Below are 18,675 nucleotides of genomic sequence, written 5' to 3'. Positions count from 1 at the left end.
ACGGGTGCCGATGACCACCCATCGGAGAGGCCGAAGGGGTCCTCCGGAGGGAGCAGTCCGTGAAATCGGCAATGAGATTGCGACGGGCGATGACCGCGGTCCTCGCGGTAGCGGCGGGCGCGGGAAGCATGCCGGCCGTCGCCCTGGCCGCGCCCGCAGCGAGTTCCGGCCCTCAGACGGACGTGGTCGTCACGCTGGACGACGGCGTGAGTCCCGCGGCCGCTGAGCGCCTCGTCCTGCGTTCGGGTGGAACGGTGCGACGGCAACTGCCGATCGTCAACGGCTTCGCCGCGCAGCTGCGGGCCGCGCAGATCCCGTCCCTGCGGGCGGTCGCGGGCGTGCGGTCGGTCACCCCGGACGCCGGCGGCCACCTCATGGCGGTCGACCCGGTCCTGGGCTACGACGCGACCAGCGACGAGGGGTCCCTGTCCTTCGTCCGTAACACGATGCACGTCACCGACGCGTGGAAGGCCGGATACACCGGCAAGGGCGTCGACGTGGCGCTCATCGACTCCGGCGTGGCCCGGGTGCCCGGTCTGACCTCCGGCAACGTGGTCGACGGCCCGGACCTGTCGTTCGAGTCGCAGTACGCCGACGTCCGCTACCGCGACACGTTCGGGCACGGCACGCACATGGCGTCGCTCATCGCGGGCCGGGACGCCGCCGGCACCCCCGCCCAGTACACGGCGAGCACCGGCTTCAACGGCATCGCCCCGGACGCCCGGATCGTCAACCTCAAGGTGGCGGCGTCCGACGGCTCGGCCGACGTGTCGCAGGTGATCGCGGCGATCGACTGGGTCACCCAGCACGCGCACGACAACGGCCTCAACATCCGGGTGCTGAACCTCTCGTACGGCACCGACAGCGCCCAGGCGTCGACGCTCGACCCGCTGTCGTACGCGGTGGAGCAGGCGTGGCGCCGGGGCATCGTGGTGGTCGTGGCGGCCGGCAACGACGGAACCCTCCGGCAGGAGCTGGCCAACCCGGCCGTCAACCCGTACGTGATCGCCGTCGGCGCCGAGGACCCGAACAACACGGCCGTGGCCGCCGACGACCTCGTCCCGGCGTTCGCCCAGCGCGGCACCACCACCCGCCACGTCGACGTGGTCGCGCCCGGCGTTCACATCCTCGGGCTGCGGGTGCCGAACAGCTACGTCGACCAGAACAACCCGCTCGGCCGGGTCGGCACGCGGTTCATCCGGGGCAGCGGGACGTCGCAGGCCACCGCGATCGTCTCCGGTGTCGCGGCGCTGCTGGCGCAGGAGAACCCGACGGCGACGCCGGACCAGATCAAGTACCTCCTCACCTTCAGGGCCAGTCCGCTGGCTCTGGCCAAGTCCCTCTGGCAGGGCACGGGCCTGGTGGACGTGCGCACGGCGCTGGCCCTGAACCCGGCTTCCGCGCCGGTGCAGAGCTTCACCGCCGCCGCCGGCACCGGCACGCTGGAGGGCGCCCGCGGCACCGGTCACGTCACCATCAACGCCGTACCGCTGATCGGGGAGAAAGACATCTTCGGCCGGTCGTGGAACGCAACCGCCTGGTCCGCCGCGGTCCGGTCGAACACGGCGTGGTCCGGCGGCACGTTCAACGGCACGGGCTGGACCGGAACCGGCTGGGACACCTCCGGCGTCGCGTGGAAGCCGTCGACCTGGACCGGCGCCGACTGGACGGGGGGAAGCTGGTCCAGCCGGAGCTGGGTGAGCCGCTCCTGGGTCGCCAGCAGCTGGGACAGCCGCAGCTGGGTGACCGGCAACTGGTACAGCCGCAGCTGGGTGTCCGACGGATGGTCGGACGCGTACTGGGGCTGAGCGCGTCCGAAGCCCGGCGGCGGAAGGCTCAGGTAGCGCCGCCCCCGGCCGACTGGAGGAGCGAGGACGGCACGGCGTATCGCCCGTGCCGTCCTTCTGCCCACACCACGAGGCAAGGCCCCCAGGCAGGAGGGAAGGCGTGGACCCCACCGCGCGCCGTCGCGTCAGCGTGATGGTTGCGCTGCTGGTCGCGATCGCCTCCGTCCTGTGGGTCTTCGCGGTGCGCCTGCCGGGCTACCGGCCGTCGCACTTCATGACCTGGATCGTCGTGGCCGTTCTGTCGGCGGCGGCCGAACGTTTCGTCGTCCACATCCAGCTCCGCCGGGAGGCGCAGGCCGTCTCCCTCAGCGAGATTCCCCTCGTCCTGGGACTGTTCCTGGCCACGCCGGTGGACTTCGGGGTCGGCCGTACGCTGGGCATGCTGGCCGCCTGCGTCATCTGGCGCCGGTCCAGCCCGCTCAAGACGATCTTCAACACGGTCCAGGTCGCGGTCGAGTCGGCCGTCGCGCTGCTGGTCTTCGACGGGCTGCTCGCCGGTGTCGGTGACGGCACACCGGCGCGGTGGCTCGCCGCCTTCGCCGCCACCGCCGCGGTCGGCGCCGTGAGCGCGCTCAGCATCACCGCCGTGGTCGCCCTCGCCGACGGCGCGCTGCACGCCGGCGACCTGCTGCGTGAGCCCGCGCGCGGGGCCGTGACCTCGGCCGCCGCGGCGATCGGCGGTCTGATCGCCGTCATCCTCGTGGAGCAGAGCTGGTGGAACGGGCTGCTCGTGCTCAGCGCCCTCACCGGCCTGATGATCGTCTACCGGGCCTATGCCGGCCTGGCCGAGCGGCACCTCTCGCTGGAGCGTCTGCACCAGTTCAGCCAGGCCGTCGGCGCCGGCCCGGAAGTGAACGAGGTGCTGCACACCATCCTGAGCCAGGCCACCCAGGTGTTGCACGCCGCGCGGGCGGAGGTGCTCTTCCTCCCCGGCACCACGGACGCCGAGGCGGTGCGGATCGGGGTCGGGCCGCAGGGCGAGTTGGTGCGCACGGCGGCGACGCTCGACGGGCCGTGGGCGCAGGCCGTGAACTCGGGTGAGCCCGTGCTCATAGCGCGCACCGGACACGATGGCATCGTCGTGCCGCTGCGCGGCGACGCCGGTCTCATCGGCGCGCTCCACGTCTCCGATCGGCTGGGGGACGTGCGCACCTTCGACGAGAACGACGTACGGCTGCTGGAGACGGTGGCGAACCACGCCGCGGTCGCGCTCGGCCGGGGCCAGCTGGTGCATCGGCTGGAGCACGAGGCCGCGCACGACGCGCTGACCGGCCTGCCCAACCGCGACTCGCTGCGGCGCCGGATCGGCGAGCTCCTGGCCGCCGACGCCGGGGTCGCGGTGATGCTGATGAACCTCGACGACTTCAACCGGGTCAACGACGCCCTCGGCCACCACCACGGCGACGCGGTGCTGCGGCACGTCGCCCGGGTCCTGCGGGAGGCCACGCCCGCGGAGGGCATGGTCGCCCGGCTCGGCGGCGACGAGTTCGCCATCGTCCTGGCGCAGGTCCGGGACGCGCGGGAGGCCGTCGAGATCGGCGACCGGTTGCGTGCCGCGATCCGCACCCCGGTGACCGTCGATGGGGTCCGGCTGGAGGCCAGCGCGTCGCTCGGCGTCGCCGTCGCGCCCGAGCACGGTCACGACGAGGCCCACCTGCTGCGGCACGCCGACATGGCGATGCACCGGGCGAAGAAGACCCACCGCGGCGTCAGCGTCTTCGACCCCGGCGGCGGAGCTCCGGAGAGCGCTGCCCAGTTGACGCTGGCGGCCGACCTGCGGGCGGCCCTCGGCGAGGGCCAGCTGCGGTTGTACGTCCAGCCCAAGGCCGGCGCGCTGAGCGGGGAGGTGCTCGGCGTCGAGGCGCTGGTGCGGTGGGTGCACCCGAGCCAGGGGATGATCATGCCGGACCAGTTCATCCCGATCGCCGAGCGCACCGGGTTGATCCAGGCGGTGACGGCCGAGGTGCTCGACGCGGCGATCACGGCGGCCGCGGGCTGGGCCGCCTCCGGCACCCCGATCGGCATCGCCGTCAACCTCTCGCCCCGCAGCCTGCTCGGCTCCGATCTGGAGGGGCAGGTCGCCGCGCTGCTGGCCGCACACCGGGTGGACCCGGGACTGCTCACCCTGGAGCTGACCGAGAGCTCGATGATGACCGACCCGGACCGCGTCGCCGCGCTGATGGCCGACCTGCACCGCCGAGGTGTCCGGCTCTCGATCGACGACTTCGGCACCGGCTACTCGTCGCTCTCGACACTTCGGGGCCTGCCACTGGACGAAGTCAAGGTCGACAAGTCGTTCGTCATGGGCATGGCCGACAACGCCGACGACGAGACGATCGTCCGCACGGTCGTCGATCTCGGGCGCAACCTCGGCCTCGACGTGGTCGCCGAGGGAGTCGAGAGCGAGCAGGCGTGGCAGACACTGCGCCGGATGGGCTGCACCCACGTCCAGGGCTACCACCTGAGCCGCCCGATGCCGGTCGGCGAGTTCCCGGGCTGGCTGGCGCGGTACCGGCGCACGCGGGCGGCGGGCACACCCGAGGCCGCGTAAGGCGAATCCGTCCGGATGACTGTTTCGGCATAGGCAACCAATCCTCATCGGATCGATCTCCGGCTATGGCGGCAGCCACCAGGATGGGAGCCGTCCGGTTCCGATGAGAGGAGCCTGTCATGTACCGGATGAGGCTCGTAACGATCATGGTCGCCGCGCTCGTGGCTGTACCGGCCGGGGCGACCTCCGCGGCGGCGTCCGCCGCCGACCGGTCCAGGCCGGACCGGCAGCTCCAGCAACTGCTCGACGCGGTCCACGCCGCCGGGATGCCCGGCCTGTTCGCCGAGGTCCGGGACGGCCACGACACCTGGCGGGGTGCTTCGGGGCTCGCCGATGTCCGAACGGGCCGGCCGGCCGATCCGGCTTCGGAACACCGTATCGGCAGCATCACCAAGACCTTCGTAGCGACCACCGTGCTGCAGCTCGTCGGCGAGCACCGGGTGCGGCTCGACGCACCGATCGGCCGGTATCTTCCCGACGTGGTCGGTGGCCGGCTCGGCCGCGAGGTGACCGTCCGGATGCTGCTGAACCACACCAGCGGCATCGGGAACTACACGGACGCGCTGCTGGCGACACCCGAGGACATCGTCAGCGTCGGCAAGCGCACGTTCACGCCCGAGGAGCTCGTCGCGATCGGGCTGGCGCTGCCCCCGACCGGGCCGCCGGGAGCCCGGTTCTCCTACACCAACACCGGATACATCATCCTCGGACTGCTCATCGAGCGGATCACCGGGCATCCGTACGCCGCCGAGGTGAGCCGCCGGATCCTGCGCCCGCTGCGGCTGCGCCACACGTACTTCCCGGGTACGAATCCCTACCTCCCGAAGCCGCACCTCAACGCGTACGTGGTCTGGACCGACGGCAGGCTGCGCGACTTCACCGTGTACAACATGTCCTGGGGCTGGTCCGCCGGCGAGATGATCTCGACGGCGCACGATCTCAACGTGTTCTACCGGGCGCTGCTGTCCGGTCGCCTGCTGCGGCCGAGCCTGCTGGCGCAGATGAAGACGACGGTGCCCTTCGATCCCAACGCGCCGGAGCGGGGCGGCTATGGACTCGGGATCGGCTACATGGACCTGCCGTGCGGGCGGATCTGGGGTCACGGCGGCGGAGTGATCGGCCACACCACGGAGTCCTTGCACAGCGAGGACGGCAGCCGGCAGGTCACCGAGGGGGAGAACCTGATCGGCTACGAGACCGAGGGACAACCCAGCCCGATCGACGACGCCCGCGTGCAGTTCCTGCTGCAGGCTCTGTGCGGCACCGCCGGCAACGCAACACTGCGCTTCACCCCCCGCGACCTCCAGTTGCGGGATCGGTTGCCGATGACTACGGCGTGAGAGCAGGGTCGGCGCCGCGGTACGCCCTTATCGTCGGTGCCGGCCTTGTGCTCCAGGTCCTGCTGCCGCACCTGTCGCTGAGCGCCGGCCTGGTCGTCTCCAGCGCTCCGATCGCGGTCGCGCGGCCGACAGCCTCGGCATCCTGGCCGCCACGGTCACGGTGCCGGCGATCCTGGTCGCTGTGCCGCCGTTCGGCCATCGGCTGACGCGTGCTACGTACGCCATCGACGTCACCACCGTCGCGGGCGCCGTCTTCGCCACCGCCTGGCAGTTCGTGCTCGCCCCCACGCTCGTCCGCCTCGTGCCCGAAGACCGCGCGAGATTCCTGATCACCATGCTGCCCGAGATCGTCGCGGCCGCGCTCGCCCTGATGCTCATGTCCCGGCCCGGCGCCCGTCAGTACCGGTCCATGCGGGTCCTGGCCGCCGGCAAGGGCGTGGTGCGCCGCTACCAACCGGCCACGGTCGGCGATGCGGCCGGAGCAATCCACATCTGACCACCGGCGCTTGCCCGGCGGCGGCCTTCTCATATACCCCTCGCGGTGCCGGATTCACCTCCAGTAGGCATGGCATTTCTACCAATACCGGGCCAATGGTCCGCCGCGTGTAATGAAGACGAACCCGAGGCGCGGAGCGCCGGGATGCGTCTGCGACGACACGAGGAGGAACCGTGAAGGCAGTGGTTTATGAGGGGCCGCGGCAGGTCCGGGTCAAGGATGTGCCGGATGCGCGGATCGAGCGGCCGACGGATGTGCTGGTGCGGATCACGTCGGCGAATATTTGTGGTTCGGATCTGCATATGTATGAGGGGCGGACTGATTTCGAGCCGGGGCGGTGGTTCGGGCACGAGAATCTGGGCCAGGTGGTGGAGGTCGGCGATGGGGTCGACAAGGTGCGGGTGGGGGAGTATGTGGTCCTGCCGTTCAATATCTCGTGTGGGCATTGCAAGAATTGTGAGCGTCAGCTGACGAATTATTGTCTGACCGCGCAGCCGGATCCGAAGATGGCCGGTGCCGCGTACGGTTTCGCCGATATGGGCCCGTACGGTGGGGGCCAGGCGGAGTTGTTGCGGGTGCCGTGGGGTGATTTCAACTGTCTGCGGTTGGGGGAGGACGCCGAGGAGCGGCAGACCGATTATGTGATGCTGGCCGACATTTTCCCGACCGGGTATCACGCGACGGAGATGGCGGGGGTGCAGCCGGGGGACCAGACGGTGATCTACGGCGCGGGTCCGGTCGGTTTGATGGCGGCGTTGTCGGCGACGATCCGGGGGGCGGGCAAGGTGATGGTCGTCGACCGGCATCCGGACCGGTTGCGGCTGGCGGAGTCGATCGGGGCGATCGCTATCGATGACTCGAAGGTTGATCCGGTGCAGGCGGTGCTGGAGCAGACCATGGGGTTGGGTGCGGACAACGGGTGTGAGTGTGTCGGGTATCAGGCGCATGAGCCCGATGGTCAGGAGCAGGCCAACCTGACGATGAACCGGCTGGTGGCGTCGGTGCGGTTCACCGGGCGGATCGGTAACGTCGGGGTGTTCGTGCCGCAGGACCCGGGGGCCAGTGACGAGCTGGCCAAGCAGGGCAAGCTGGCGTTCGACTACGGCATGTTCTGGTTCAAGGGTCAGCACATCGGTTCCGGGCAGGCGCCGGTGAAGAAGTACAACCGGCAGTTGCGGGACCTGATCGCCGGGGGCAAGGCCGAGCCGTCGTTCATCGTCAGCCACGAGCTGCCGTTGGAGCGGGCGCCGGAGGCCTACGAGCACTTCGACAACCGCGACGACGGCTGGACCAAGGTCGTCCTGCACCCGGCGATGGCCGGAGCGGGTGCCTGACATGGCCGGAGACTTGAACGGACGCCGGATCGCCATCCTCGCCGCCGACGGGGTGGAACGGGTCGAGCTGGAGCAGCCGCGGCAGGCCCTCGACGACGCCGGCGCCCGTACCGTCGTGGTCTCGATCAAAAGCGGGGAGATCCAGGCCCGCGACCACGACCTGGAGGACGCGGGCACCTTCGCGGTCGATCGGCTGGTCGGCGACGTGTCGATCGACGACTACGACGCGTTGCTGCTGCCGGGTGGGACGGTGAATCCGGACAAGCTGCGGATGGAACCGGCCGCCGTGCGGTTCGTCCGGGAGTTCGTCCAGTCCGGCAAGCCGGTCGCGTCGATCTGCCACGGCCCGTGGAACTTCGTCGAGGCCGACGTCGCGCGCGGCCGGCGGTTGACGTCGTGGCCCAGCGTGCGCACCGACCTGCGCAATGCCGGGGCCGAGGTGGTCGACGAGGAGGTCGTCACCGACGGCAACATCACCACCAGCCGGTCACCCGACGACCTGCCGGCGTTCTGCGAACGCATCGTGCGGGAGTTCGCCGGGGCTCCGCAGGCGGCCCGGGCGGGAGGCCGCGCATGAGCTCGTCGATCGGCACCGTGGCGTCCCTCGCCGCCCGCGGCGCCGGGAGCGTCGTGCGCCACGTGCGCGCGGTCGTCAACCCGTCCGCCGCGCATCCGGCCGGCGCCGACCGGCCGGCATCCGGATGGCTCGCCGTGACCGTGCTCGCCGAGCCGTCCGAGATCGACGCGGCGAAGCTGCCGCCGCTGGCCGAGTTCGGCGACCGGATCGAGGTCCGCGTCCACGCCGCCCCCGGTGGCAAGGGCACCGAACTTGCGGCGCGGCTGCGCGACCAGCAGCACTCGGGCAGTGCGCTCAGCCGGCTGACCGGCAACGATCCGCAGGCCGATCTGCGATCCGCGCTGCGCCGGGCCGAGCAGCTCGTCGAGGTGGGCGAGGTGCTGGCGGTGGATCCGGCCCCGCACGGCGAGCGGACGGCGACTCCCGGCGGCGCGCTCCTGGAGGGGTGGACCAAGGTGGCGCCGAAAGCAGGTGTGCGATGAAGGCGGTGACCTGGCGCGGGGTGAACGAGATCGGTGTCGAGGACGTCCCCGAGCCGACGATCATCAACGACCACGACATCATCCTCGAGGTCGGGCTCAGCGCGACCTGCGGCTCGGACCTGCACCTGATGGGCGGCTACATCCCCGCGATGCGCGCGGGGGACGTGCTCGGGCACGAGTTCATGGGCCGGGTCGCCGAGGTCGGCCGCGGTGTGACGAAGCACCGGGTGGGTGACCGCGTGGTGGTCGTCTCGTTCACCAGCTGCGGGCAGTGCTGGTACTGCCGGCAGGGGCTGTGGTCGCTGTGCGACAACGGCAACCCCAACCCGGGCATGACCGAGGCGCTGTGGGGTCAGGCCATCGGTGGCTGCTACGGCTACTCCCACGCGCTGGGCGGCTGGGCGGGCAGCCATGCCCCGTACATCCGGGTGCCCTACGCCGATCAGGGCGCTTTCGCGATCCCCGAGGGTGTCTCCGACGAGCGGGCGCTGTTCGCCTCCGACGCCGCACCCACCGGCTGGACCGGGGCGCACCAGGCCGAAGTCCGGCCGGGTGACGTGGTCGCGGTGTGGGGAGCGGGCGGCGTGGGCCAGATGGCGGCCCGGGCGGCGATGCTCATGGGCGCCGAGCGGGTGGTCGTCATCGATCGGTACGACAACCGGCTCGAGCAGGTCCGCACGCACATCGGCGCGGAGACGCTCGACTACGAGAAGGCCGACATCCCGGCCGAGCTGCGCGAGATGACGGGCGGCCGGGGGCCGGACGTCTGCATCGAGGCGGTGGGCATGGAGGCGCACTCCCCGGGCCCGCAGTACCTCTACGACCAGGTGAAGCAGCAGATGCGGTTGCAGACCGACCGTCCCGCGGCGGTGCGCGAGGCCATCTACGCCTGCCGAAAGGGCGGGACCGTGTTCACCCTCGGCGTGTTCGCCGGTCTGGTCGACAAGTTTCCCCTCGGCGCGGTGATGAACAAGGCGCTGACCCTGCGCGGCGCCCAGCAGCACGGGCACCGGTACATCCCCGAGATCCTCGAACGCATGAGCCGGGGCGAGGTGAAGACAGAGCACCTTGCCACCCACGTGATGCCGCTGAGCGACGGGCCGAAGGGCTACCAGATGTTCAAGAACAAGGAGGACGGGTGCGTCCGGGCGGTGTTCCGCCCCGGCGCGTGAAGATCACCAGGTTTCGGCGAGGCGGTAGGGGATGTAGAGGCCACCGCGCATCGCGAGCACGGCGGCGGCCGTACGGGTCGGCGCACCCAGCTTCGCGCGGATGTGCTCGAGGTGAGCCGCGGCGGTCCGCGCGGTGATGGACAGCCGGCTCGCGATGCCCTGGTTGGCGTACCCCTCGATCACCAGGCCGAGCACGACCAGTTCGCGAAGCGTCAGACCGCGCAGATCCCCCGGCGGTGAGGTCACCACGAGGCCGACCAGGTCGTCCGGCGTGCCCGCCGGACAGGCGAGCCCGGTGATCCGGACGTAGCGCTGCTGGCCTCCGTCCGCCGGAACCGGTGAGAGGAAAGATGTGTGCCGCACCTGGTCGTCCAAATCGTCGATCGCCGTGGTCACGACGTCCGGAGTCCCGGTGAGCAGGGGGTCGCGGGGCATCCCGGGCAGCGGGGCGAGCATGCCCCGGCGGTCGACGGTGACGGCGGCGGTGGCGCCCTGGACCAGCCGGGCCAGCCCGGTCAACGAGTTCATCGGGTCCAGGACGGCGGCGATGGCGTGCGTTATGACCGCCACCGCGTCCCGGCCCATGGCGGTCGGCCGCCCGGCCGAATCGGTGTGCAGCGTGAGGACGCCGAGGTGACGACCATCCCGGGTGGCGATCGGAGCGACGACGGCCTCCCGGAAACCCGCCGGCCACCAGTGCTCGGACCAGCACGGTAGCTGCGCCCAGTGCGGCGGCGCGTCCTGCATGCGCAAGGGCCGGCGTCGCCCCACCAGACCGGTGGTCTTCCTCAACTCGGTCAGATCCTCCGATTCCATGTACGACGTGCCGTCCGCGTCGTGACCGGCGGAGGCCACGGTGGTGTAGCGACGGTGGTCCTCGTCGATCGTGCCGATCCACCTCGCAACGAACGGCACGAGCCGCCTCATCGGATCCCACATGAAAGCAAGGTCCTGAGCGGGATCGCCGCCCGGTGTCACCCGGTGGATCTCCGCCGCCAGATCCAGCGCCACCCCGAGCGGCTCTGCCACGGCCTGTATCCCCTCAAGGAAGAAGAACCGGTCAAGGCGCGGCGGGTACCCACGGCGAACGGTGGCAAACCACCCGATGGGAACGGCCGGGTCACGGCTCGGTGTCCTCCCCGGCCGGCGAGCCTGCGCCGGCATCCCGCCCGCCCGGGCGTGCCGTACGCGGGTCGGGGTTGGCCAGATGGTCCGCGGCGGCGTCCATCACGCGGCGGACCGCCTGGCGGGAACGGTCGGTGACCAGCGGAAGGGTCTGCTCGGCGACGCGCTGGGCGGCGCGCCGAGGCCCATCGGTCAGCGACGGCGGGCGCCACGGCGCGGTGGCCGGGCGTACGGCCGCCTCGACCTCGACCCGCAGCCGGTCCACCGCCGTGAGCAGCGCGCCGTGTTGCTGCCAGGCGGCGGCGTCGGCCTGCGGGTCCACCAGCAGGAGCCGGCCCAGAAGCTCCCGCCGTTGGTACAGCTCCTCCAGCTCGGCGAGCACCCGGGCGCGGGCGATGTCGACCGGCTCGGTGCCCTTGGCGACCGCGGCCACACCGTCGAAGGCCGCGGCGGCGGCGTCCAGCGCGTCAGCGAGGGCTTCCCGGGCCGGCGCCGAGTATGCCTCCGCCTCGAGTTCCGGCGGCAGATAGAACGTCCGGTCGAAGATCTCCCGGCACAGGGTCCGAACGACGATGGTGCAGTACTCGATCGCGGTGAGGGCCGTGCGCAGGCGTGGCTGAGCCACCCGGACCTCACCCCCGCGCGGGTTCAGCACGGCGCTCTGCTCGGCCCGCACCAGCGAGTGGTCGGCCTCCAGAACCGTTGCGCTCAGGCCGCGGGCCGCCGTGAGCCAGTCCTGCGCGGCCTGACGCGACCACCCGGCGCGCAGGTGCGTGGCCAGCGACCGCAGGAACTCCCCGAGCCGGGTGGCCAGGCCGGCAACCGCCGAGCCGGCCGACTCCACATGCACCGGGGGAACGATCGCGAAGTTCACCGCGACGCCGGTCGCGGTGCCGATGAGCGTCTCGTACACCCGGCCGGTCGCCGCCAGCGGCGCTGCGCCGCCGCCGACCGCGAGGATGAGCATCGCGCTGATCGGCACTTCCAGGGTGTGTGGCCCCAGGCGGAGAAGCTGCCCGAGGACGAGACTCGCGGCCACCACGACCCCGAGGCTCCACCAGGTCAGCCCGACGACGGTCGCGAGCCCGACCGCGACCAGGACGCCGGCCAGCACGCTCAGGACACGCTGCAGTCCTTCGGTGACCGTCTGGAACACGGTCACCTGCACCACCAGGATGGCGGTCAGCGGCGCGAGGATCGGTGACGCGGTGGTGTTCAGCAGATCGGCGGCGACATAGGCCAGTACGGCGGCGAGCGTGACCTTGAAGGTGCGGATCCCGGGAATGCGGCCCCAGCGGGCCAGCGCGGCCCGCCACGGGTGCCGCACGACGGTGAGCAGCCGCATCGCTCCTCCTCAGCGGCCGGGCAGGTGGCCGAGTTTCACCGTAACGGTGTGTCCGGTGCGCCGCCCTCGTCGCGGAGTTGCCCAGCGCAATGTTTGCCGACTGCAATGAGTGGTATGAGGGCGGCAGCTGAAATTCGCCGGGCGGGGAGGAGGGCCGAGGCATGCCGGAGTGGCTTCAGGCCGGAGGCTGGGGTTTGCTGGCCGGGTCGGCGTTGCTGGTCGGTGCCGCCGTCGGCTATCTGGTCCGGGTGCCGCGGCACGTGGTCGCGTCGGTCATGGGCTTCGGCGCGGGGGTGCTGCTGTCGGCCGTCGCCTTCGAGCTCATCGCCGAGGCCGACGAGCGCGGCGGACTCACCCCGACCGCGTTCGGCGCGATCGTCGGCGCGCTGGCTTACACCGGCTGCAACGTGCTCCTGGCCCGGCGCGGCGCGCGGCACCGCAAACGCTCCGGCGACCAGCAGCCGTCGGAAGGCGAGCAGTCGGGGTCCGGCCTGGCCATCGCGCTCGGCGCCCTGCTCGACGGCATCCCCGAGTCGATCGTCATCGGCGCCAGCCTGCTCGGTGGCGGCGCGGTCGGCGGGGTCACGGTGGCCGCGGTCTTCATCAGCAACGTCCCGGAGGGACTGTCCAGCGCGGCCGGGATGCGGCACGCCGGCCGCAGTCCCCGGTACGTCTTCGGCCTGTGGACCGGCATCGCGGTGGTGAGCGCGTTGGCCGCCGTCGCCGGTTACACCCTGCTGGGTGGGGCGCCGGCCGCCGTCCTGGCCGCCGTGACCGCGCTGGCCGCCGGCGCGATCCTGGCGATGGTCGCCGACACGATGATCCCAGAGGCGTTCGAGAACGCCCACCTGCTGATCGGGCTGGTCACCGTGGCGGGCTTCCTGATCGCCTTCGGCCTGTCCCAGATGGGCTGACCCCGCGGCCGGCCGGTGTCGCGCCGGGGCGTTTCAGGCTGCCTCGGCGCTGGTCACCAGGTGGCGGATCATGTCGCGGACGACGGGCGGGGTGCGGTGGTGGCGGCGCCGGACGGCGGCCATCGTCACGGCGGTGCGGTCGCCGGCGATCGGGCGGCTGACGATGAGGTTGGCCCGCTCCAGCGGATCCCCGTGCACGCTGTAGTCCGGCAGCAGGGTGATGCCGATGCCCTGGGCCACCATGATCTTTCCCATCTCGGCGCCGTCCGCCGAGTACCACTCGGCCGGCAGGTCGCGGCCGAAGAGCCGGTGCGCGAAGCGGTGCATGAGGTAGCCGGCGCGCATCGCGACGAAGTGCGCGCCGCGCAGGTCGTCGGCGCTGAGCTCGGCCAGCGCGGCCAGCGGGTGGGCGGCCGGGACGACGGCCACCGGCCGGCCCGAGACCAGCGTGGTGTGCTCCAGCTCGGGCGGGACGTCGTCGCCCTCGAGCAGGTTCACCAGGCCGACGTCGAGCGTGCCCTCGGTCAGGAGTGTGTAGATCTCGTCCTGCTGCATGTTGCGCACCTCCACCGTCGAGCTCGGGTGCTCGGCCTGGAACGAGCGCAGCGCCGGCAGCAGCAGGGTGACCGTCCCGGCGTTGACCGTGCCGACCCGCACGAACCGGCGGGAGGCGAGCTGGTCGCCGGCCGCCGCGCGCAGCCGGGACACCGACTCCAGCACGTCGGCCATCGGCTGGAGCAGCTCGCGGCCGGCGTGGCTGACCCGCGCGCCGGAGCGGCGGCGGTCGAGCAGGACCACGCCCAGCTCGCGTTCCAGCTTGCTCACCGCCTCGCTCAGCGCGGGCTGTGATACGTGGAGCTGTTCGCTGGCGCGACGCAGCGAGCCGTGCTTGCTCACCGCTACCAGGTACTCGAGCTGCTCTATTCGCATGACCGTCCTGAACGCGAAGGGCGATGGGGTGATCGGTTCTACCTGTCACCCGCGGTCTTGGCAGCATAAGCTACATCGCCTATCGTTCCTATAGGAATAAGGCCGCAGCGACGTCTCGCTCTGTCGGTGAGCCGGCCGGGCCAGCGCGGGCCCCCGCTCACTCGAAATCCCCCTCCTTGGAGTCCATCCATGCCAGCACGTCCGCTGCACTTTGCGGCATTTGTCATGAACACCACCGGTCACATCATCCAGGGCACCTGGCGTCGCCCGACCGCGCGCCAGACCGACTTCAACAACCTCGACCACTGGGTCGACCTGGCCCGGACGCTCGAGCGCGGCACCTTCGACGCCATCTTCTTCGCCGACGTGGTGGGCCTGTACGCGCCGTACCGCGGCGACGAGCGCAAGTACTTCGAGTCCGGGCTGCAGGTGCCCAGCAACGACCCGTCGGTGCTGGCCGCGGCGCTGGCCTACGCCACCGAGAACCTCGGGATCGCGTTCACCGCGTCGATCCTGCAGGAGCACCCGTTCAACTTCGCCCGCCGGATCTCCACCCTGGACCACGCCACCAAGGGCCGGATCGCGTGGAACATCGTCACCAACTACCTGCCGAACGCGTCACGCAACTTCGGGCTCGACGGCCTGACCAAGCACGACGAGCGGTACGCCTGGGCCGATGAGTACGTCGATGTCACGTACAAGCTCTGGGAAGGCTCCTGGGAAGAGGACGCCCTGATCCAGGACCGTGCGACCGGCATACACGCCGACTACGACAAGGTCCACCGGATCAACCACGAAGGACCGCGCTACCGGGTCGAGGGCCCGCACCTGGTCAGTCCGTCGCCGCAGCGCACCCCGCTGCTGTTCCAGGCGGGCGCCTCCGAGGCCGGCCGCACGTTCGCCGCCAGGAACGCCGAGGCCGTCTTCATCCAGTCGCCGAACCTCGCCGCCGCCGCCCGCGACACCGCCGACATCCGCGATCGGGCCGAGCGGCACGGGCGCCGCCGCGACGACATCAAGTTCTTCCAGGGCCTGTACGTCATCCCGGCGTCCACCGAGGCCGAGGCCGAGGCCAAGGCGGCCGAGCTGGACGAGTGGATCGACTACGACGCTCAGCTGTCGCACATGTCCGGCGCGGTCGGCATCGACTTCGGGCACGAGGACCTCGACACCCCCATCGGCGAGCTGCGCACCGAGGGCGTGCAGAGCATCGTCGGCTGGATCAAGGACCTGGTCCCGGACCGGCCGGCCACCCTGCGCGACGTCGCCCACTACACCGCCACCAACAGCCGCATCGTCGGCACGCCCGAGCAGATCGCCGACCGGCTCGCCCGGTGGCAGGCGGCCGGCGTCGACGGGATCAACCTGGTCAACGCCGAGATCCCCACCTCGTACGAGGAGTTCGTCGACCACGTCATCCCGGTGCTCCGCGAACGCGGCCTGGCGCACACCGAGTACGCCGAGGGGACGCTGCGCCACAAGCTGTTCGGCCGCGGCGACCGGCTGCCCGACCGGCACCCCGCGGCCCGCTACCGGAAGAGCGTCGCGCATGTCCGATAAGAAGCGGCTGATCCTGAACCTGTTCGAGATGAACTGCGTCAGCCACATCACCCACGGGCTGTGGCGGCTGCCCGGCAACAACCGCGACCGCTTCAACGACATCGAGTACTGGATCCGGCTCGCCCGGCTGCTCGAGGACGGCGGCTTCGACGCGGTCTTCCTGGCCGACGTGATCGGCACCTACGACACGTTCCGCGGCTCGGCCGAGACCTCGATCCGCGAGGGCCTGCAGATCCCGAACAACGACCCGGTGCTGGTGGTGCCCGCGATGGCCGCCGTCACCGAGCACCTCGGCTTCGGCATCACGTTCTCCACCACGTACGAGCCGCCGTTCGCCTGGGCCCGCCGGCTGAGCACCCTGGACCACCTCACCAAGGGCCGGGTCGGCTGGAACATCGTCACCTCGTACCTGCCCAACGCCGCCCGCAACTTCGGCCTCGACGGCGAGGTCGACCACGACACCCGCTTCGCGAAGGCCGACGAGTACCTCGACGTCCTCTACAAGCTGTGGGAGGGCTCCTGGGACGAGGACGCGATCGTCGAGGACCGCGAGCGCAACGTCTTCGCCGACCCGGAGAGGATCCACCCGATCTTCCACGAGGGCGAGTGGTTCAAGGTCGAGGGCCCGCACCTGAGCTCGCCCAGCCGCCAGCGCACGCCGGTGCTGTTCACCGCCACCGCGTCGGCGGCGGGCACCGCGTTCGCCGGCAAGCACGCCGAGGTCGTCTTCACCGGCGGCCCGACCACCGAGTTCCTCCAGCGCACGATCGCCGGCATCCGGCAGGCGGCGGTCGAGGCCGGCCGCCGCGCCGACGACGTCCGCTTCGTGACCACCGCCGGCGTCATCGTCGGCCGCACCGAGCAGGAGGCGGCCGCGAAGGTCGCCGAGTTCCAACGGCTGAGCAGCCCCGAGGGCTACCTCGCGCACGCCGGGCTCACCTGGGACCCGTACGCCTATCCGAGCGAGACCCGCCTGGGCGACGTCCCCGGCGACAAGGACAGCCGGTGGCGGGTGTCCGACCCGGACAAGACGGTCGGCGAGTTCCTGGCCGGCTTCGGCGACATCACCCGGCACCCGCTGTTCGTCTCGGGCACGCCCGAGCAGGTCGCCGACCGGATCGAGAGCTGGCTCGACGACGTCGGCATCGACGGCATCAACCTCCTGCAGTACCACTCGTACGGCACCGCCGAGGACTTCATCGAGCTCGTCGTGCCCGTGCTGCGGGCCCGCGGCCGGCTGCGCACCTCGTACGACAAGGGCGAATCGCTGCGGCAGCGCATCTTCGGCGCCGGCGACCGCCTCCCCGACCGGCATTTCGGCACCCGCTACCGCGGCGGCGCCAACCTCCCCGCACAAGGAGAAGGACAACGATGAGAATCAGACATGTGGTGGCGGCCGCCTCCGGCGCGTTGCTGGTCGCGAGCCTGGCCGCCTGCGGTGGCAGCGCCGCGGCGAGCGGCGACGGCGAGAAGGTCCAGGGCGGCACGATCGTCTACGGCCACGAGCAGGAGCCGCCCTGCATCTTCGGCGGCTGGGTCCAGCAGGCGTACATCTCCCGCAACATCCTCGACTCGGTCGTGACGATGGCCGACGACGGCTCGATCAAGCCCTGGCTGGCCACCGACTGGAAGATCTCCGCCGACGGGCTGACCTACACCTTCACCCTGAAGCCCGGCGTGAAGTTCACCGACGGCACCCCGCTGGACGCGCAGGCGGTCGCCGACAACTTCGCGTACTGGGAGAAGGGCGGCAACAGCACCGCCAAGGTCTCCATCGACCCGTACTTCAAGGCGGCCCGCGCGATCGACGCCACCCATCTCGAGGTGACACTGACCAAGCCGTACCTGCCGCTGCTGCAGATGATCTCGCAGGCGTACTTCGGCATCCAGTCACCGACCGCGCTCAAGCGCGGCGACCAGCAGAACTGCGAGGACCCGATCGGCTCGGGCGCGTTCAAGGTGCAGGAGTGGAAGCACGGCCAGGAGGTCGTGCTGACCCGCAACCCGGACTACACGTCCTGGCCGGCCACCGCCAAGCACCAGGGCCCGGCCATCGTCGACACGGTGCGCTGGAAGTTCCTCAGCGACGCGGTCAGCCGCTACTCGTCGCTGGCCACCGGCGAGACCAACGTCATCTACGACGTGCCCACGGTCAACTGGAAGGACGCCAAGACCAAGTACGACGTCCAGCAGTACATCACCCCCGGCAAGCCGGTCTCGATCTACCTGAACACGGTCAACGGCATCTTCACCGATAAGGCGCTGCGGCAGGCGTTCGCGTACGGCGCCGATCGCAAGTCCGCCGTCGAGGCCGCGTTCCACGGCGTCATCCCGTACGAGGGCAACCCCGCGGTGAGCCAGTCGACCCCCGGCTACCACGCCGCGGTCGCCGGCGCGTACGCCTTCGACCAGGCCAAGGCGAACGCGCTGCTCGACCAGGCGGGCTGGACGGCGCGCGACGCCTCCGGGTTCCGCACCAAGGACGGCAAGCAGCTCGCGGTCAAGTTCACGTACCCGGCCGGCTCGGTCTTCACCACCGAGGGCGCGACCCTGCTGCAGATCCTCCAGCAGCAGTGGAAGCAGGTGGGATTCAACGTCACGCTGATCCCCGAGACGCAGGCCGAGACGTTCGCCGGCAAGTACTCCGGGCCGAAGGCGTACGACGCGCAGCCGTGGTACTGGACCAGCCCGAGCTCGGCGATCCTGTGGATCGTCTGGCGCCCGGACACCAAGGACAACCCCAACGGCAGCAACTCCGCGTTCTACAACAACGACCAGCTCTCCACGGTCATCCAGGCCGGCAACAGCGCCGCCACCACCGAGGAGGCCAACGCGAAGTACGCCGAGGCGCAGCAGATCATCCAGGACAACGCGCCCGCCGTCGGCCTCTACACCCAGACGACCTCGCTCGCCTCGGCCCGCAACCTGCACGACGTCTGGCTGGAGAAGAGCCAGGGCGAGCCGGTCTTCGCCGACGCGTACTTCACCAAGTGAGGTAACGA

Annotated in this window: 15 protein-coding genes; 12 read left to right on the top strand and 3 right to left on the bottom strand. The window is 71.0% G+C overall.

Translation table 11 applies throughout. From position 1 onward, the window contains the following. Positions 1–89: 89 nt before the first annotated feature. The 8 genes from ACQP2F_RS32210 to ACQP2F_RS32175 all read left to right on the top strand — a co-directional run bounded on the left by ACQP2F_RS32210 (position 90) and on the right by ACQP2F_RS32175 (position 9,799). Positions 90–1,808, top strand: coding sequence for a S8 family serine peptidase (locus tag ACQP2F_RS32210; protein WP_433294089.1), 1,719 nt, complete (start codon positions 90–92; stop codon positions 1,806–1,808). A gap of 139 nt (positions 1,809–1,947) precedes the next feature. Next, entirely contained in the window at positions 1,948–4,398 is a 2,451-nt protein-coding gene (locus ACQP2F_RS32205) for a putative bifunctional diguanylate cyclase/phosphodiesterase (RefSeq protein WP_433294087.1), read from the top strand. A 128-nt stretch (positions 4,399–4,526) separates the two neighbouring features. Then, complete coding sequence (locus ACQP2F_RS32200) at positions 4,527–5,738, top strand: serine hydrolase domain-containing protein (protein WP_433294085.1); 1,212 nt, start codon at positions 4,527–4,529, stop codon at positions 5,736–5,738. Between the two features lie 181 nt (positions 5,739–5,919). Next, positions 5,920–6,234, top strand: a complete 315-nt coding sequence (locus ACQP2F_RS32195) for a hypothetical protein (RefSeq protein ID WP_433294083.1) — start codon at positions 5,920–5,922, stop codon at positions 6,232–6,234. A gap of 173 nt (positions 6,235–6,407) precedes the next feature. Beyond that, positions 6,408–7,568: a glutathione-independent formaldehyde dehydrogenase gene (locus tag ACQP2F_RS32190; protein ID WP_433294081.1), complete on the top strand. Its 1,161-nt coding sequence runs from the start codon at positions 6,408–6,410 to the stop codon at positions 7,566–7,568. Position 7,569: 1 nt separating this feature from the next. Beyond that, entirely contained in the window at positions 7,570–8,145 is a 576-nt protein-coding gene (locus ACQP2F_RS32185) for a type 1 glutamine amidotransferase domain-containing protein (protein ID WP_433294079.1), read from the top strand. Continuing rightward, positions 8,142–8,627 (top strand): hypothetical protein, encoded by a 486-nt coding sequence (locus ACQP2F_RS32180; protein ID WP_433294076.1) that lies wholly within the window; start codon positions 8,142–8,144, stop codon positions 8,625–8,627. Before ACQP2F_RS32185 ends, ACQP2F_RS32180 begins: the two co-directional genes overlap by 4 nt. Further along, positions 8,624–9,799, top strand: coding sequence for a zinc-dependent alcohol dehydrogenase (locus tag ACQP2F_RS32175; RefSeq protein WP_433294074.1), 1,176 nt, complete (start codon positions 8,624–8,626; stop codon positions 9,797–9,799). Before ACQP2F_RS32180 ends, ACQP2F_RS32175 begins: the two co-directional genes overlap by 4 nt. Positions 9,800–9,802: 3 nt before the next feature. Here ACQP2F_RS32175 and ACQP2F_RS32170 read toward each other — a convergent pair whose 3' ends face one another. Together ACQP2F_RS32170 and ACQP2F_RS32165 are read right to left on the bottom strand one after the other, a co-directional pair. Next, entirely contained in the window at positions 9,803–10,828 is a 1,026-nt protein-coding gene (locus tag ACQP2F_RS32170) for a LuxR C-terminal-related transcriptional regulator (RefSeq protein WP_433294072.1), read from the bottom strand. 91 nt (positions 10,829–10,919) lie between these two features. Continuing rightward, positions 10,920–12,269, bottom strand: a complete 1,350-nt coding sequence (locus ACQP2F_RS32165; RefSeq protein ID WP_433294070.1) for an FUSC family protein — start codon at positions 12,267–12,269, stop codon at positions 10,920–10,922. A gap of 161 nt (positions 12,270–12,430) precedes the next feature. Between ACQP2F_RS32165 and ACQP2F_RS32160 the strand changes: the two genes are divergently transcribed. Next, positions 12,431–13,183, top strand: a complete 753-nt coding sequence (locus ACQP2F_RS32160) for a ZIP family metal transporter (RefSeq protein WP_433294068.1) — start codon at positions 12,431–12,433, stop codon at positions 13,181–13,183. A gap of 33 nt (positions 13,184–13,216) precedes the next feature. On the opposite strand, the gene ACQP2F_RS32155 is transcribed toward ACQP2F_RS32160, so the two are convergent. After that, entirely contained in the window at positions 13,217–14,113 is an 897-nt protein-coding gene (locus tag ACQP2F_RS32155; protein WP_433294066.1) for a LysR family transcriptional regulator, read from the bottom strand. A 225-nt stretch (positions 14,114–14,338) separates the two neighbouring features. Here ACQP2F_RS32155 and ACQP2F_RS32150 point away from each other — a divergent pair, with 225 nt between their 5' ends. From ACQP2F_RS32150 to ACQP2F_RS32140, 3 genes are read left to right on the top strand one after another with little or no spacing between them, the layout of a single operon-like run. Next, complete coding sequence (locus ACQP2F_RS32150; protein ID WP_433294064.1) at positions 14,339–15,673, top strand: LLM class flavin-dependent oxidoreductase; 1,335 nt, start codon at positions 14,339–14,341, stop codon at positions 15,671–15,673. Further along, the gene (locus ACQP2F_RS32145) at positions 15,663–17,048 is read left to right on the top strand and encodes an NtaA/DmoA family FMN-dependent monooxygenase (RefSeq protein ID WP_433294062.1); all 1,386 of its coding nucleotides are present in this window, start codon (positions 15,663–15,665) and stop codon (positions 17,046–17,048) included. Before ACQP2F_RS32150 ends, ACQP2F_RS32145 begins: the two co-directional genes overlap by 11 nt. Continuing rightward, positions 17,045–18,667: an ABC transporter substrate-binding protein gene (locus ACQP2F_RS32140; protein WP_433294060.1), complete on the top strand. Its 1,623-nt coding sequence runs from the start codon at positions 17,045–17,047 to the stop codon at positions 18,665–18,667. Before ACQP2F_RS32145 ends, ACQP2F_RS32140 begins: the two co-directional genes overlap by 4 nt. Positions 18,668–18,675 lie beyond the last annotated feature (8 nt).

The sequence above is a fragment of the Actinoplanes sp. CA-030573 genome (genome assembly GCF_050951115.1).
Taxonomy (GTDB): domain Bacteria; phylum Actinomycetota; class Actinomycetes; order Mycobacteriales; family Micromonosporaceae; genus Actinoplanes.
Note: the sequence above shows the minus strand (reverse complement) of the source record. Positions and strands in the feature narration are given on the sequence as shown.